13 protein-coding genes are annotated in these 13,520 nt (G+C 72.7%); 5 read left to right on the top strand and 8 right to left on the bottom strand.

Annotated elements, in window-relative coordinates:
* The first annotated feature begins 146 nt into the window (after window positions 1-146).
* The gene (locus QF034_RS02240; protein ID WP_307173283.1) at window positions 147-1,490 is read left to right on the top strand and encodes a Gfo/Idh/MocA family protein; all 1,344 of its coding nucleotides are present in this window, start codon (window positions 147-149) and stop codon (window positions 1,488-1,490) included.
* 12 nt (window positions 1,491-1,502) lie between these two features.
* On the opposite strand, the gene QF034_RS02235 is transcribed toward QF034_RS02240, so the two are convergent.
* Both QF034_RS02235 and QF034_RS02230 read right to left on the bottom strand, forming a co-directional pair.
* Window positions 1,503-1,916 carry a Zn-ribbon domain-containing OB-fold protein gene (locus QF034_RS02235; protein WP_307173282.1) on the bottom strand — a complete coding sequence of 138 codons (414 nt, stop codon included), beginning with the start codon at window positions 1,914-1,916 and terminating at the stop codon, window positions 1,503-1,505.
* A gap of 152 nt (window positions 1,917-2,068) precedes the next feature.
* Window positions 2,069-2,737 (bottom strand): TetR family transcriptional regulator, encoded by a 669-nt coding sequence (locus tag QF034_RS02230; RefSeq protein WP_307179779.1) that lies wholly within the window; start codon window positions 2,735-2,737, stop codon window positions 2,069-2,071.
* 219 nt (window positions 2,738-2,956) lie between these two features.
* Here QF034_RS02230 and QF034_RS02225 point away from each other — a divergent pair, with 219 nt between their 5' ends.
* Both QF034_RS02225 and QF034_RS02220 read left to right on the top strand, forming a co-directional pair.
* Complete coding sequence (locus QF034_RS02225) at window positions 2,957-3,706, top strand: peptidoglycan-binding domain-containing protein (protein WP_307173281.1); 750 nt, start codon at window positions 2,957-2,959, stop codon at window positions 3,704-3,706.
* A gap of 145 nt (window positions 3,707-3,851) precedes the next feature.
* On the top strand, window positions 3,852-4,340 hold the full coding sequence (locus QF034_RS02220; protein WP_307173280.1) for a flavin reductase family protein: 489 nt from the start codon (window positions 3,852-3,854) through the stop codon (window positions 4,338-4,340).
* Here the strand turns inward: QF034_RS02220 and QF034_RS02215 are convergent.
* The 4 genes from QF034_RS02215 to QF034_RS02200 form a co-directional block, all read right to left on the bottom strand.
* Window positions 4,315-6,762, bottom strand: a complete 2,448-nt coding sequence (locus QF034_RS02215) for a SpoIIE family protein phosphatase (RefSeq protein WP_307173279.1) — start codon at window positions 6,760-6,762, stop codon at window positions 4,315-4,317. The two genes, QF034_RS02220 and QF034_RS02215, sit on opposite strands and share 26 nt — an antisense overlap.
* A gap of 102 nt (window positions 6,763-6,864) precedes the next feature.
* The gene (locus QF034_RS02210; protein ID WP_307173278.1) at window positions 6,865-7,431 is read right to left on the bottom strand and encodes an antibiotic biosynthesis monooxygenase; all 567 of its coding nucleotides are present in this window, start codon (window positions 7,429-7,431) and stop codon (window positions 6,865-6,867) included.
* Between the two features lie 43 nt (window positions 7,432-7,474).
* A complete protein-coding gene (locus QF034_RS02205; protein WP_307173277.1) occupies window positions 7,475-7,849 on the bottom strand; it encodes a hypothetical protein in 375 nt (124 codons plus the stop codon).
* 235 nt (window positions 7,850-8,084) lie between these two features.
* A complete protein-coding gene (locus QF034_RS02200; RefSeq protein WP_307173276.1) occupies window positions 8,085-9,005 on the bottom strand; it encodes a MurR/RpiR family transcriptional regulator in 921 nt (306 codons plus the stop codon).
* 166 nt (window positions 9,006-9,171) lie between these two features.
* Between QF034_RS02200 and QF034_RS02195 the strand changes: the two genes are divergently transcribed.
* The gene (locus QF034_RS02195; RefSeq protein ID WP_307173275.1) at window positions 9,172-9,333 is read left to right on the top strand and encodes a hypothetical protein; all 162 of its coding nucleotides are present in this window, start codon (window positions 9,172-9,174) and stop codon (window positions 9,331-9,333) included.
* Window positions 9,334-9,388: 55 nt separating this feature from the next.
* Entirely contained in the window at window positions 9,389-9,790 is a 402-nt protein-coding gene (locus QF034_RS02190; RefSeq protein WP_307173274.1) for a DUF3662 domain-containing protein, read from the top strand.
* Between the two features lie 24 nt (window positions 9,791-9,814).
* On the opposite strand, the gene QF034_RS02185 is transcribed toward QF034_RS02190, so the two are convergent.
* Together QF034_RS02185 and QF034_RS02180 are read right to left on the bottom strand one after the other, a co-directional pair.
* Window positions 9,815-11,353, bottom strand: coding sequence for an ArnT family glycosyltransferase (locus QF034_RS02185; RefSeq protein WP_307179778.1), 1,539 nt, complete (start codon window positions 11,351-11,353; stop codon window positions 9,815-9,817).
* Window positions 11,354-11,522: 169 nt separating this feature from the next.
* Window positions 11,523-13,439, bottom strand: a complete 1,917-nt coding sequence (locus QF034_RS02180) for a phosphatase PAP2 family protein (RefSeq protein WP_307173273.1) — start codon at window positions 13,437-13,439, stop codon at window positions 11,523-11,525.
* Window positions 13,440-13,520 lie beyond the last annotated feature (81 nt).

Raw genomic sequence — 13,520 nt, 5'->3', positions numbered from 1 at the left:
CGGCTTCGCCACACGCGCCCTGACGCGCTGCCCCCGGCTTCGGCACCCGCGCCCTGTCGCGCTGACAGCCGCCCCGGCACGCACTTCCGGGAAGCGCTTTCCGCGCGGGAGAGTGGACGGCCCCTCCCCGGGACAGATCACCTGTCATGAGCCGAAATCCCGTCCTGCGCGCAGCCGTCGTCGGCACGGGCCACCGGGCCCAGCTGTTCACCCGGGGCCTCGCCGAACGCCCCGGCCACCTCGTGGCCGCGTTGTGCGACCCCAGCCCGACCCGGATGGCCTTCCACAACCGGCTGCTGACCGAGGCCGGCGCTCCGGCGGCCACCGTGTGGGAGCCCGACCGCTTCACCGACCTGCTCGCCGAGCAGGACATCGACGAGGTCGTCGTCACCACCGTCGACGCCGAGCACGACCGCTACATCGTCCCGGCCCTGAAGGCGGGCTGCCGCGTCGTCACCGAGAAACCGTTGACCGTCGACGCCGAGCGCTGCGCCCGCATCCTCGACACCGTCCGCGAGACCGGCAACTCCCTCACCGTCGCCTTCAACTACCGCTTCAACCCCGTGCACGAGAAGGTCCGCGCCCTGCTCGCCGACGGCGCGATCGGCGAGGTGCTCTCGGTGCACTTCGAGTGGCTGCTCGACGTACGGCACGGCGCCGACTACTTCCGCCGCTGGCACCGCGAGAAGCACCACAGCGGCGGCCTGATGGTGCACAAGTCCTCGCACCACTTCGACCTGGTGAACTGGTGGCTCGGCGACGAGCCCCGGGAGGTCTTCGGCTACGGGCGGCTCGGCTTCTACGGCCGCGAGGCGGGGGAGCGGCACGGACTGCGCCGGGAGTACGACCGCGCCCACGGCGCCGACCGGGCCGCCGACGACCCCTTCGCCCTGGACCTCGCGGCCAACGACACCCTGCGCGCCCTCTACCTGGACGCCGAACGCGACGACGGCTATCTGCGCGACCGGAACGTCTTCGACGGGCCGATCACCATCGAGGACGACATGTCCGTCCTCGTGCGTTACGCGCGCGGCGCGACGATGACGTACCACCTGACGGCCTACTCCCCGTGGGAGGGCTACCGGGTGATGTTCAACGGCAGCGCGGGCCGGCTGGAACTGGAGGTCGAGGAGAGCCGCTGGCAGCCGCCGCTGACCCGGGTCACCTCGGCCGCGGGTGCCCTGCACGGGGACACGGCGGCGGAGCACGCGGGCGGCGCCCGCCTCACCCTGCGCCCGCTGTGGCAGCCCCCGGCGGACGTGCCGCTCGCGGTCGCCCACGAGGCCCACGGCGGCGGCGACCCGCGCATGCTCGACGCGCTGTTCGGCTCCGCCGATCCCAGCCGTCCGGCGGACACGGCGGCGGCGACCCACCCGACGGCCACCGAACGCGACGGGGCGCTCGCCCTGGCGGTCGGTCTCGCGGCCAACCGCAGCTTCGAGACGGGACGACCCGTGCGCACCGGTGAACTGCTCCCCGGGATCCGGTGACCGGACCGCCCGTCAGCGCCAGGCCCGGTACGGCTCGTCCAGCAGCTGGAAGACCGGCTCGCCCCGTACCGGGTCCTTGGCCGTGGACAGCCGCACACGGTCCCCGCTGTGGATGCCGATCGGCGGGCCCATCACCCGGCCCCGCACGATGAACCCCTCGGACATCTCGATCAGGGACACATTGCGCGCCGCGGGGGTGTTGCGGTGCATCACCGTGGAGTGGCGGACGGTGCCCACGCCCTCGCTGCGCTCCGTCCGCAGTTCGCTGCCGCGGCAGACCGGACACAGCACCCGGTGGTACATGGCGGTGCCGCACCAAGTGCAGCGCTGGAAGAGGATGGCCTCGGTGTCCGGGCCCTTGGGGTCGAGCAGACCCGTCGGGGAGCCGGCTGCCTGCTGAGTGACGGTTCCTGAGTGGTGGTACACGCTGGTCAACTCCCTGCACTCGGCCGGAATCCCGTGTGCGTGCTCACCCGCGCACACGTGTGCCCGGTTCGCCGTGCCACCGCGCACGCAGCACAGAGTATGGCACTCAGTGCCACTCGTAAAGGCACTCCGTTCCCTCAATATGCGGACGCTCAGCCGCGCCCCAGCGTCGACTCGATCTCCTGCACGACCCGCCACAACGGCGCGTCGCGCCGCGAGACGACGACCACCACGTCCTCGGGCTGCTCCCCGGCCGGGGGCACCGGCGTGCCGCCGAACGCGGACTGCACGTACGCCAGCGCGTGGTCCACGGTGGCGCTCGCCTCGCCCTGGCCGTCCGAACGCAGCCAGGAGCGCAGCGCGTTGTTGTGCGCCGCGACCACCGCCGCCGCGATCACATCGGCCTGGAGGGTCCCGTCCCGGCGGGCCGCGAAACGCCGGCGCAGATACTCGGCGAGGGCGCGCTCGTAACGCCACACCACCGACAGCTCGTAGGCGCGCAGCCCCGGGACCTTCTTGGTGAGGCGGTAGCGCTGTACCGAGAACGTCGGGTTCTCGGCGTACATCCGCAGCACGAGCCGAGCCGCGTCGCAGACCCGCCGCACGGGTTCCTCGTCGCCGGTGCCCGCCGCCAGGAAGGCCGTCATGTCGGCCAGGCACCGCTCGTGGTCCGGGAAGACCACGTCCTCCTTGGAGGGGAAGTAGCGGAAGAAGGAGCGCCGTCCGACCCCGGCCAGCGCCACGATGTCGTCGATGGTGGTCTGCTCGTAACCCCGTTCGAGGAACAACTGGAAGGCTGCCGCCACCAGGGCGTCCCGCATCGGCGGCTTTCCGGTGCCGGCGTCGGCTTTCTCGGAGCTCATGAGCGGGAACGTAGCACCCGGAAGGGTACGCATGGCACTCAGTGCACTCCCGGGGAGGAACCGAGTTCCCTCTGAACCCGAGGGGCGGCAGCCGCGTATCTAGCGGCAGCCGCGCACGCGGCGGCAGGACGATCCCCGAAGACGGGCGCCCCCGAGCCCGGACGGAAGGAGAGCAGCGTGTCGACACCGTCCGAGCCCCGGCAACCGCACGACGGCCCGGCCCTCGAACCCATCCGTGTCCTGCGGCCTCGCCGCACCGACGCCCTCGCGGAACTGATGCGGGAGTACCGCGAGGAGATCGCCTCGGCACGGGACGGCGACGAGCCCGGCAGCAACAGCTTCAAGGACTCCGACGGCCACGAGCCTCGCCGTCACGCGCCCGGCGGCTACGAGTCCGTCGTCCTGCCCCGGCGGCCGGCCGGCTCCGAGGATCTGACGCAGGAACTCCCGCCCCTGACCCGCGAGCGCGGCGACGGCCGAGCCGGGCCAGGATCCGGACTGCGCCGGGCAGCCGTCGCGGTGGCCGTCGCCGCCGCGGCGGTGCTCGGCTTCGGCGGTGCCGCCCTCCTGCTCCCCGGCGAGAACACCGACGACAAGGCGGCTCCCGCGCCCCGCCCCACGGCGTCCGCCTCCGCCCCTGCTCCGACCCAGCCCCCCACACCCGCCCCGCCCGCCGCCGACCCCGACGGCCCGGGCACCCTCCGGGAGGGAGCCGCCGGCCCGGAGGTGACCGAGCTCCAGGAACGCCTCCTGCGCATCCCGGACGTCTACCGGGACGGCTCCACCGACGGTCGCTACGACCCCACACTGACCGCGGCGGTCGCCCGCTTCCAGCTCTGGTACGGCATCCGCGGCGACGAAACCGGCGTCTACGGCAACGACACCCGCCTCGCCCTGGAATCCCGCACGGCACAGGGCACCGGCTGACCGCCCCCGCCCGCAGTACTCGGCGCGGCATCACCGCCCCTCGGGAGGGCACCCGGGATCACCCGGGATGGCAACCGCACCTCCGGCATGGTGAGGTGAGGGAAACCGAGGGGAGCGGCCGCGCGGGTGAAGGAGAGGTGTGGGCATGGCGGGCATGGATGCGTTCATCGGGCGGCTGGACCCCGACATGTGCGTCGTCACGGCCGTCGCTGGCGGTGAACGGGCGGGGTGCCTGGTCGGATTCGCCTCGCAGTGCTCGATCCATCCCGTGCGGTTCGTCGTATGGCTGTCCGAGGTGAACCACACCTTCCGGGTGGCCCGGGACTCCGAGGTGCTCGCGGTGCACCTGCTCGCCCGTGAACAGCACGGCCTCGCGGAGCGGTTCGGCGGCCGGACCGGCGACCGGACGGACAAGTTCGAAGGCATCCGGCTGCGCGAGGCGTACGGCGGGGCCGTCGTGCTGGCGGACGCGCCGGCCTGGTTCGTCGGCCGGATCGTGACGCGCGCGGGCGGCGGCGACCACATCGGCTTTGTCCTCGACCCGGTCGAGTGGGGCGGCGACGAGACGTACGACGGGCCGCTGCTGCGCCTCTCCGGCGCCTACACCATCAAGCCCGGTCACCCGGTCGACTGAGCCGGGTCCCGTCTCTCGAACCCAGCTCAGCCTCCAGAACGCTCGGAACCCGGACGTCCACGACACACACGTCGTCCCGCCGCTCGTCCGGCAGCATCCGGGCGAGCAACGGCCCCAGCGCCGCAGGCCCGTCCGCGTGCGAGGCCGCCACGGCCTCGGCGAGACGCTCCATACCCCGGTCGATGCTCTCCGGAGGGTGCTCGACCAGACCGTCGGTGAACAGGATGAGCCGGTCACCCGGTTCGAGACGGCACTCCGCCTCCTCGAAGACCGGAGCCGTGGTCGCTCCGAGCAGCATGCCCTTGGGGCGACCCAGATAGCGTGCCTCGCCGTCCCGCAGCAGCAGGGGCGGGGGATGCCCGGCCTGGGCCCAGACCAGACGGCGCTGCCCGGGGTCGTACCGGGCCAGCACCATGGTGGCCGTCGCGTGGGAATCGCGGGAGTGCAGCAGCAGCGTGTTCAGCCGGGTGAGCGCGCCGGTCAGCGAGGAGCCCGTGATGACCATGCCCTTGGCCGTGAAGCGGAGCTGGGCCATCGTGGCGACGGCGTCGACGCCGTGCCCGGCGACGTCGCCGACCACCAGCAGCGCGTCCCGGTCGGGCAGTTCCACGGCGCTGAACCAGTCACCGCCGACGTGCACACCCGACTGGGCGGGCAGATACGCGACCTCGACGCGCAGTCCCGCCAGGTGGACGGGCCGGTTGGCCAGCGGCAGCAGCGCGTGCTGGAGCCGGGACGCCAGGGTCCGCTCGGCCTGGAGCACGTCGTGCTGTGTGAGGATCGCCTGCTCGCTCTCGACCAGGGCCAGCTCCGCCCGCCGCCGGGCCGTCATGTCCTGGACGACACCGTGCACCTCGACGGGCGTGCCGTGCATGTCGGTCACGGCCTCGGCCACGAGCCGCAGATGCCGGATGCCGCCGCTCGTCCTGACGCGGAACGGCAGGTCGAACGCCCGTCCCCGCCGGACGAGGTCGCGTACGGCGCGGGTCAGCGCGGGCGCGTCCTCGGGCAGTGCGAGTTCCGGCATCCCGGCGAGCCGCACGGGCCCCTGTGCGGGGTCCCGGCCGAAGATGGCGAACACCTGGGTCGACCAGGAGGCCTCCTGCGTGGCCAGGTTCCAGTTCGCCCAGCCGAGGTTGCCCAGCCGCTGGAGATCCGCCAGCCGCTGCTCCTGCCGGTCGGAGGAGCCGTGCCGGATCCAGCTGACGACCAGCGCGTCGTCCAGCCGCGCCACCCGCGCCGAGTACGTGGACAGCGCCGCGATGCCCGCCACGACCTCCTCGTGCGCGAACGGTTCGCTCTCGTACGGCTCACCGGTGGCCAGGGTGTGCAGGCAGCCCTGCCACAGCGGCTCCTCCGTCAGCGCGGGCCGGAACTCCAGCAGCCGCCGGCCGGCCAGTTCCTCCCCGGGGCGGCCCAGCAGGTCACCCGCCCGCGCGGTCGCCGCCTCAACCCGGAAGTCCTCGGTCTCGCCGGACGCGGCCCGCAGGGGGCTGAGCAGCATCGCCGCGAGCGGCAGCGCGTCGAACAGTGTCTGCACCGCGTCCGTGGCGGCGTCGCCGGCCCGCTCGGGCGGTGCGTCGAAGGCGCGCAGCCGGCCGGCGCACAGCCCGGTGACGCCCCGCAGATGCGCGCGGTCGCGGGGTGTGAACGATCCGGCGTGGGCGCGCAGCACACCGATGCAGACCCGCGCCGAGCCCGCCGTGAGCACGGGCAGCCAGGCGCGCGAACGCCACCGCTCGGGCGGGTCCCCGATCAGCAGGTCCCGCCGCTCGTGCGAGGCTATGTCCTCCAGCCAGCACGGTTCGCCCGCCCGCAGCGCGTCCAGCGCCGGGATTCCGCTCAGCGGCGGCACCTGGCTCCACTGCGCGGCCAGCCGGTCGTCGACGCCGGCGTGCCCGATCAGTTCGAGTCCGCCGTCGGTCCTTCGGGTGTAGATCATGACGGCGTCGGCCGCCATGTCGGGCGCGAGGTGCTCCAGTAGACACCGGGCGAGGTCGGACGGTGTCATCACCCGGACGAGGGCCTGCCCGAGGCGGGCCAGGGCGGCGGAGACGTCGTCCGGAGCGGCCGTCTCCATCAGGGCGGCGGTGCCGGAGCCGGGAGTGTCGGCGCCGAGCGGCTCGGTCGCCTCGCCGGGGCCGGGTGCCGTGGGCGCCAGGGACCCGAGGGTGATCCAGCACTCCTCCAGCAGGGTGTGACGCGCCGCCTTGGCCCGCTGGAGCAACTGCTCGTCCGCCGCGTCGGCGGAACACCCGGTCAGCGCCATCACGGCGCCCTTGGCCCGTTCGACGACAGCCGACGTCGCCGCCTGGTCGCGCAGCCGGTCCAGTTCGGCACGCTGCCGGGCGACGATCTTGGCCAGTTCGACCAGGTCCGGTGCGGCACCGGGCTCCGCCGGTGTCACGGGCTCGCTCGTCACGCGTTGAGCATCGCATACCCGGGCCCGTTCGAAGACTGCCTTGTGCGCACGGGCAGCTCCCGATTCCCGGAGGCCACTTGGGTCACAGCAGCCTCGGGGCCCTCAGTCGCCGTCGCGCGGATACAGCCACAGCCGCAGCAGCCGGCTGAGCCTCGGCATCACCAGATAGGTCAGCACCGGCAGCAGTACCAGCGGGAACACGGCGGCCCGCAGCGGCAGCGGCCAGCCGGTGGTGTGGGGCGTGACCAGCCACTGGACGAGCAGAGTGAAGGGGTACGCGCCGAGGAACGTCGTGAGGACCATCTTCCACCGGGGCGGGGACTGCACGGTGGTGCCGGGCAGGCTGAACCAGGTCTCCATCCCGGTCGTCGACTGGCGTTCGCTGCTGACCTCGGTGGCGATGTCCTCGATCCGCCGGTGCCAGTGCGCGCGCTCCTCGGACTCCAGCCAGGCGGCGAGGCGGTGTTGGTCGGACCAGCGCAGCACCGCGTGGTAGCGGTGGCCGTCCTCGGGCGTGAGCCAGGAGACGCCCTCGTTGCCCGGGAACTGTCTGGCACAGCGGGTGATGCCGCGCGTCCACTCCTCGAACTGCCGCTCCCGGCCGGGACGTACCTGCCAGGTCAGAACCGTGGTCACCGGCTCACCGCGCCGGATTTCGGTGGTGCTCATCCGCTCACGGGTGCCACGCCTGAGGCGGGGCATGCCGAGAGGGTCAGCGGTGTGCCTCCACCAGCGCCTGGGTGACCGCCCGCACGCTGCGCGCGATGTGCTGCAACTGCATGACCTCCGCCGCGTACAGCTTGATCGTGTGCTCGATGACGCCCTCGTGCAGACCGAGTCCCGGCAGGTCGGCGCGGGCGGTCTGGAGGGCGGTGCGGGCCACCCTGAGCTCCTGCTGGACCTGGATGTGGGCATGCCGGGCGAGCAGGACGGGGTGGCGGACGAACACGGGGTAGCCGGCGTAGCGCGCGGGCACCAGCTCGCGCAGCCACTTGGCCGCCGAGCGCTCCCAGTCGTAGCTCCCGGGGGTCTTGACCTGGCAGGGCCAGTCCGGGCTGATGCGCGTGGACGTCAGGGGCATGATCATCGCTTCCGGGTGTGCGGCGTCGTGAGGGTGGACGACGGGTCGGGGCGGCCCCGGCCTAGGGGATGACCGGGGCCGCCACGGACACCCGGGACGCCGAAGCGGGTAGGAGCCGGCCCCTCGGGTGCGGAACGGATCCGGAAGGGCCGGGTCGCGATCCGTGTGCAGTATTTATATATGCCATCCGGTTTTCAAGCGGCATGAAAACATTCATGCGCGCTTTGTTGTGGACTGCCGCTCAGTCCCGGAGGAAGAAGTGGTGCTGGTCGGCGACCTGCTCGTACTCCTCGAGCCGGGCCTGGGTCCGTTCCGGGTCCGCGTCCGTCATGGCCTGGAGCAGCGCCGAGCACATCACGCCCGGGGCGGCGTAGGAGTCGAAGACCAGGCGTGACCCGGTCCCGATGGCGAAGGCGACGTCGGCCTCGTCCGCGAGCGGCCCGAGCGCCAGGTCGGTGATCAGGGCGACCTTGAGCCCGGCGCCCCGCGCGACCCGGACGGCCGTCAGGGTCTCCTGGGCGTGCCGGGGCATGGAGAACGCCAGCACCCAGGTGCCGCCCGCCTCCCGCGACTGGAGCAGCGCGTCGTAGGCGACGCTGCCGCCCCGTGTGACGAGCCGTACGTCCGGGTGGATCCGGCGGGCGGCGTAGGCGAAGTACTCGGCCAGGGAGACGGAGATGCGCAGGCCGAGGACCGTCAGCGGGGTCGAGGACGACAGTTTGCGGCCGATGTCGATCACCAGGTTCGGGTCGGCGAAGTCCCGCCGCAGATTCTCCAGGTTCTCGATCTCGGCGTCGACCGCCGCCTGGAGCTCGTTGCCCCGGTTCTCCTCGTCAGGGCCGCCGCCCGCGAGGGTGCCGAGCGCGATCGACTGGAGCTTCTCCCGCAGCGCCGGGTAACCGCTGAAGCCGACCGCAGAGGCGAACCGCGTCACCGAGGGCTGGCTCACGCCGACCCGGTCCGCGAGATCCGTGATGGACAGGAACGCCGCCTCGGTGATGTTCTCGATCAGGTACTGGGCGATACGCCGCTGGCCCGGGGACAGCCGGGGCCGGTCGAAGAGCGCCCTGAGCTGGGCGGACGGGGAGAGCTCCGCTTCGGGGGCGGCTTTCCCCGAGGTGATCGCGGATGCCTGTGCGCGTGCCTGCTGCGGCGATGGCACCGGTTCGCCTCCTTCGTCTCCCAGGGACGTTCAACATAGCTCACGCCCAGTGGTGACCAGGGCTTCTGCGCACAGCACATGAGGTGCCCGGCAGAGGGATACCCGGACGCCGGGCGGGAACCCGCCGCGCCAGCACATCCCGACACGACGGACGAGGAGCCATCTCATGACCGTCCCCGAGGAGAACCGGCCGAAGACGCAGACCACGGACGAGGTCCTGGAACACCAGGACGAGAACCAGCCTCGGCCGCCGGGCGCGACCGGCCGCACCATGCGCGAGGCCCTGGAGGAGGCCGAGGTGCGACCCGACGACTACGACGAGCATTAGCACGCTCCAGGCCACCGCAACCCGAACCGACGACGCTTCCGGCAGGTGAGACCGCATGGGCGCACTGAGTGCGCTGGAGGAGACACTGGAGAACCGATGGGAGGCCCTGTGGGCACGGGTCCTCGACAAGGAGCCGGTCGAGGTCCTCGACGCCCTGCGGCACGAGTGCGACGACAACGCCGTGGTGTGCCGGGCGGGCCGGATCATGGTCCCCAACGCCTACGACGTGGAACTCGCCGACGAGGTGCACGACCAGCTGACGCGCCACGGCACCAGCGTGGGCCAGGCCCTCACCGACAGCCTGTCCCGCCACGCGGAACGCAGGGGCTACGAGTTCGCGGGCCCGCTCGCGGTACACGTCGCGAGGTGCCCGGACGTGCCCAACGGCCGCTATCGCGTGGCCAGTCGCGTCATGCAGCACGTGAGCACGGACGGCTTCTTCCACGCGACTCATTGACCCGCACACGACACATGGCCCCGTTCAACGGCGATAGATCGTGATCGAGTGCCCGACATCGTCGACCGGGCGGCTGCCGCCGATCAACTCGGCCAGCCGCCCGGTCGCTTTCGCGGCCGCGGAGTCCGACACCACCAGCACCCCCCGCACGTCACCGGCCGGCACCCTACGAGGATCACCGGCCCGGATGCCGTAGAAGGACGGCACCCCGCTGCCCTTGTACACCAGCCACACCCGCTCACCGCGGTACCGCTCGCGCAGCCGCTCCGCGAGGCGCCCCAGATCCTGCCCCCAGTCCACGTTCGAGTCGTGCAGGAACTCCCGCGTCCTGCCCGGCCCGCCGAACGCCTCGTTGGCGTACGGCAGGTAATAGGGGTACGTACGCAGCGAACTGACGGCGACGAACGCCACCAGCACGCCCACGCCGACCGAGACCCACTGCCGGCGCACCACGAGAACGCACCCCGCCGCCACCGCGAGGAACAGCGGCAGGAAGACGGCGTACCGCGTGCCGAAGTCCCGTGCCCCCTGCATGACCGCCGCCAGCAGCACCAGCGGCGGAGCCAGCACGTAGGGCGCGGCCGGCCGCAGGCGGCGCACCGCCACCACGACGACCGCCCCGGCGGCCCACAGCGCGAGCATCCCGAGCGGCGTCTTCACCAGCAGCGCGGACGGCAGGTAGTACCAGAGCGGGCCCGAGTACAGCCGGCCGAACAGAAAGCCCTGCCACGGCCGGTTCTCCAGCCCGAACTGGACCCGCATTCCGTCCCGGTACGCCTCCGGGAACGGCAGGAGCCGGACCAGCAGCCCGCGCAGCCCGTGCACCACGGGAACATGCTGCTCCGGAGCCCAGCGCAGCCTCGGATCGACCATCAGATACGCGGTCCACACGACCGCGATCGCCGCCAGAGCCACCAAGCCCGCCCCGACGGCCGCACGCACGAGGCGCCGGCCTCCTTCGGACGCGTGCCACACCGACCCGGCGGCCAGAGCCATGAGCACCGGTACGGCCGGAAGCATGCTCATCTTGGTGGCCAGGGCCGCCCCCAGCGCCACCCCCGCGAGCGGCACGTACAGCCGGGGCCTCCGGCGCGCCCGCCACAGCAGCCACGCCGACGTCAGCACGAACCCGGCGGCCGGCACGTCGAGCGTGGCGAGCGAGCCGTGCGCGATGACGTCGGGGGAGAAGCAGTACAGGGCGAGCGCGGCCAACGCCCCGGCCGTCCCGACCAGTTCACGGGCGAAGGCGAAGACGACCAGCCCGAACAGCAGCGTCAGCGCGATCACGGGGAGGCGGGCCCACAGCATCAGCCGCCAGGGGTCGTTGCCCGTCCCGTAGAGCAAGTGCCGCCCCACCGCGCCCTGGTCCCCGGTGAAGGCGGGGTCGACACGCGGGTCCACGAGGGCCACCCCGGTGCCGATGAGGAGCTTGCCGAGCGGCGGGTGCTCGGGGTTGTGGCGCAGCCGGTGCTGGTGCGTGTACTCGGCGGCGGCGCCCACGTACACCGGTTCGTCGATCGTCGGGGTCTGCCGCACGGCGGTGCTGACCATGGCGAAGGCCATCGCCGCGAGCAGCACGGACACCAGGAGCGGCAGCGGCCACCGTCTGCCGGACCACCGGGTGGCCCCCGCCGGCGACGGCGGGGGGAGCGACAGCGGCCGGGGGACGGCGGGAGCGGTCCAGAGGTCCCTCATGGACCCACTCTGCACCAGCCCCCCCGCCGCTCGGGCGTCACCGCTTCACGAGTCGCACCGACAGACCGTCAGCGGTGTGCACGGGCACGGCCCGCAGGGTCGTCGAGTCCAGCTCGACACGGTCGAACCGGCCGCGCAGCGCCGGAGCCGACAGGACCGGGACGGTGGTGCCCGCGAGCGGCGGCCGCTCGGCGTCGAGCCGCAGCGACAGCACGCTGCCCCGGTCGAGCAGCACGCGCCGGCTCACCGTGAGCGCCGGGCCCTGGTTCTTGCGCAGCTCCAGCTCCAGCGTCGACTCGCCCTCCTGGACGTACGAGCCGCGCACCCGCAGGGCCATGTCCGCGCGCAGGGTGCCGCCCGTGACCCGGACGTCGCCCTGCCCCAGGGCGCTCGGGGACGCGGCGACCAGCGTGCCGTCCTCGACGACGGTCCCGCCGTGGTACCGGTTGTGGCCGGTCAGCGTGAGCGTGCCCGTGCCGCGCTTGGTCAGCCCGCCGTCGCCCTCGATGTCGTTGCGCCAGCTGTCCGCGGCGTGGAAGCCACCGGCCGCCGCGTCCAGCGTCACCGTGACGTCGGTGTCGAAGGCGCCGTACCCGTCCGCCGCCGCGAACAGGTTCAGCCGGCCCCACTGCTCGAAGGCGTCCAGCAGGACGTACCCGGAGGGCAGTCCGGTCGTGCGCAGCACCTCGCGGCGCTGGGCCGCGTTCAGGTACGGCAGCCGTGTCTCCAGCAGGACCTCCGCGCCCTTCGGCACGGTGAGCGGGTCCTCGCGCCCGCGGCGGGGCAGGACGTACGTCAACCGGTGCACGACCGCACGGGCGTTGGCCTGGCGGTCGGCGTAGGCGTCGTCGGCGTCCGAGTGGGCGTAGGCGTACAGCGTGTCCGGCGTCGTGCCGGTCTTCTCGGTGAAGTAGGCGAGGGCCTGGGCGCGTGCCGCCGCCTTGAGTTCCGCGTTCGCCGGGTCGGCCAGTGTCGCCGCGGTCAGGGCGGTCGCCATGATCCGGCCGCCGATGACGTCGACGGTGGAGTGCATGCCCGACATGATCCGGGTGTGGCTGAGCTCGAACGCCCGCGTCACCAGCTCCTGGAAACGCTCGGGCACCGCGTACGCGTAGGCCAGACCGGCCAGATGGAAGGCGTTGGTGTGGCCGCTCGGGAACCCGCCGTCCTCCTGAGGGGCCTCGGAGCGCTGGCGCAGCAACTGCGGGGCCACGACCACGTCCGAGTCGTACACCGGGTAGCCGAGGGCGTCCTTCTTCCCGGTGTCGACGACCTCGCTGTCCTCGTTCATCCGCCACGGACGCGGGTACTGGAAGGCGAACTTGGCCGGGTTGCCCGAGGCGTACGGCCCGCGCACGGTGTCGACCAGCTTGGCCACCTTGCCGAGGTCCGAGTCGTAGGAGCCCGCGCCGAGTGCGGATCCGGCTGGGGCGTCGGCGGGCAGGGTGTCGTTGATCTTCCCGGGGGGCGTGCCGTCCGGGGCGGTGGTGATCGACGTGACCGCCTTGGCGCCCGACGTGTACAGGCCGGCGAGCGGGCCCAGGCCGCCGATCATGGCGTAGCTCTGGTGCCGGCGGTCGTAGAGGAAGGCCTCCTTGGCCTGCGCCTCGGTGCGGGCCTGCGTGATGCGGGCGCAGTAGCGCATGTTGGCGCGCAGCACCTCGCGGTCCAGGACGCGGCCGGTGTTCCAGGCGCCGCCGGTCTTCCACACCTCGGACATGCCGCCCAGGATCCGGACGACCGCGTTGGTCTCGGGCGTCTGGTTCGTCATGACGTTCGACTGGTAGTCGTCGACGAACGCGGCGGGGCCCGTGGCGGCCTTCGCGTCGGCGGCGCCGAGCCACGTGGCGAAGGCCGGCGCGGCCAGCAGGCCGGCCGAGGTGCCGAGGGAGGTCTTGAGGAAACCGCGCCGGTCGACGGACGCGGTGGTGGACTGCCCGGCTGGTGACGGCATGCTGTGCCTCTCCTGAGTTCTGCGAGGGGGTCTGCGACAGAGTTCTGCGGCCGCACTTCGGCCGTGCGGCCGCGGGACGAG

Source organism: Streptomyces africanus (genome assembly GCF_030816955.1).
Classification (GTDB): domain Bacteria; phylum Actinomycetota; class Actinomycetes; order Streptomycetales; family Streptomycetaceae; genus Streptomyces; species Streptomyces africanus.
The sequence above is the reverse complement of the archived record's forward strand: the minus strand, read 5'-3'. Positions and strand labels throughout refer to the sequence as shown.

Bases quoted from the DNA above. Each gene is read 5' to 3' on its own strand.
- QF034_RS02240 (WP_307173283.1), top strand. From the start codon at position 147: ATGAGCCGAAATCCCGTCCTGCGCGCAGCCGTCGTCGGCACGGGCCAC.
- QF034_RS02230 (WP_307179779.1), bottom strand. From the start codon at position 2,737: ATGCGGGACGCCCTGGTGGCGGCAGCCTTCCAGTTGTTCCTCGAACGG.
- QF034_RS02220 (WP_307173280.1), top strand. From the start codon at position 3,852: ATGGCGGGCATGGATGCGTTCATCGGGCGGCTGGACCCCGACATGTGC.
- QF034_RS02210 (WP_307173278.1), bottom strand. From the start codon at position 7,431: ATGAGCACCACCGAAATCCGGCGCGGTGAGCCGGTGACCACGGTTCTG.
- QF034_RS02205 (WP_307173277.1), bottom strand. From the start codon at position 7,849: ATGATCATGCCCCTGACGTCCACGCGCATCAGCCCGGACTGGCCCTGC.
- QF034_RS02195 (WP_307173275.1), top strand. From the start codon at position 9,172: ATGACCGTCCCCGAGGAGAACCGGCCGAAGACGCAGACCACGGACGAG.
- QF034_RS02190 (WP_307173274.1), top strand. From the start codon at position 9,389: ATGGGCGCACTGAGTGCGCTGGAGGAGACACTGGAGAACCGATGGGAG.
- QF034_RS02185 (WP_307179778.1), bottom strand. From the start codon at position 11,353: ATGGCCTTCGCCATGGTCAGCACCGCCGTGCGGCAGACCCCGACGATC.
- QF034_RS02180 (WP_307173273.1), bottom strand. From the start codon at position 13,439: ATGCCGTCACCAGCCGGGCAGTCCACCACCGCGTCCGTCGACCGGCGC.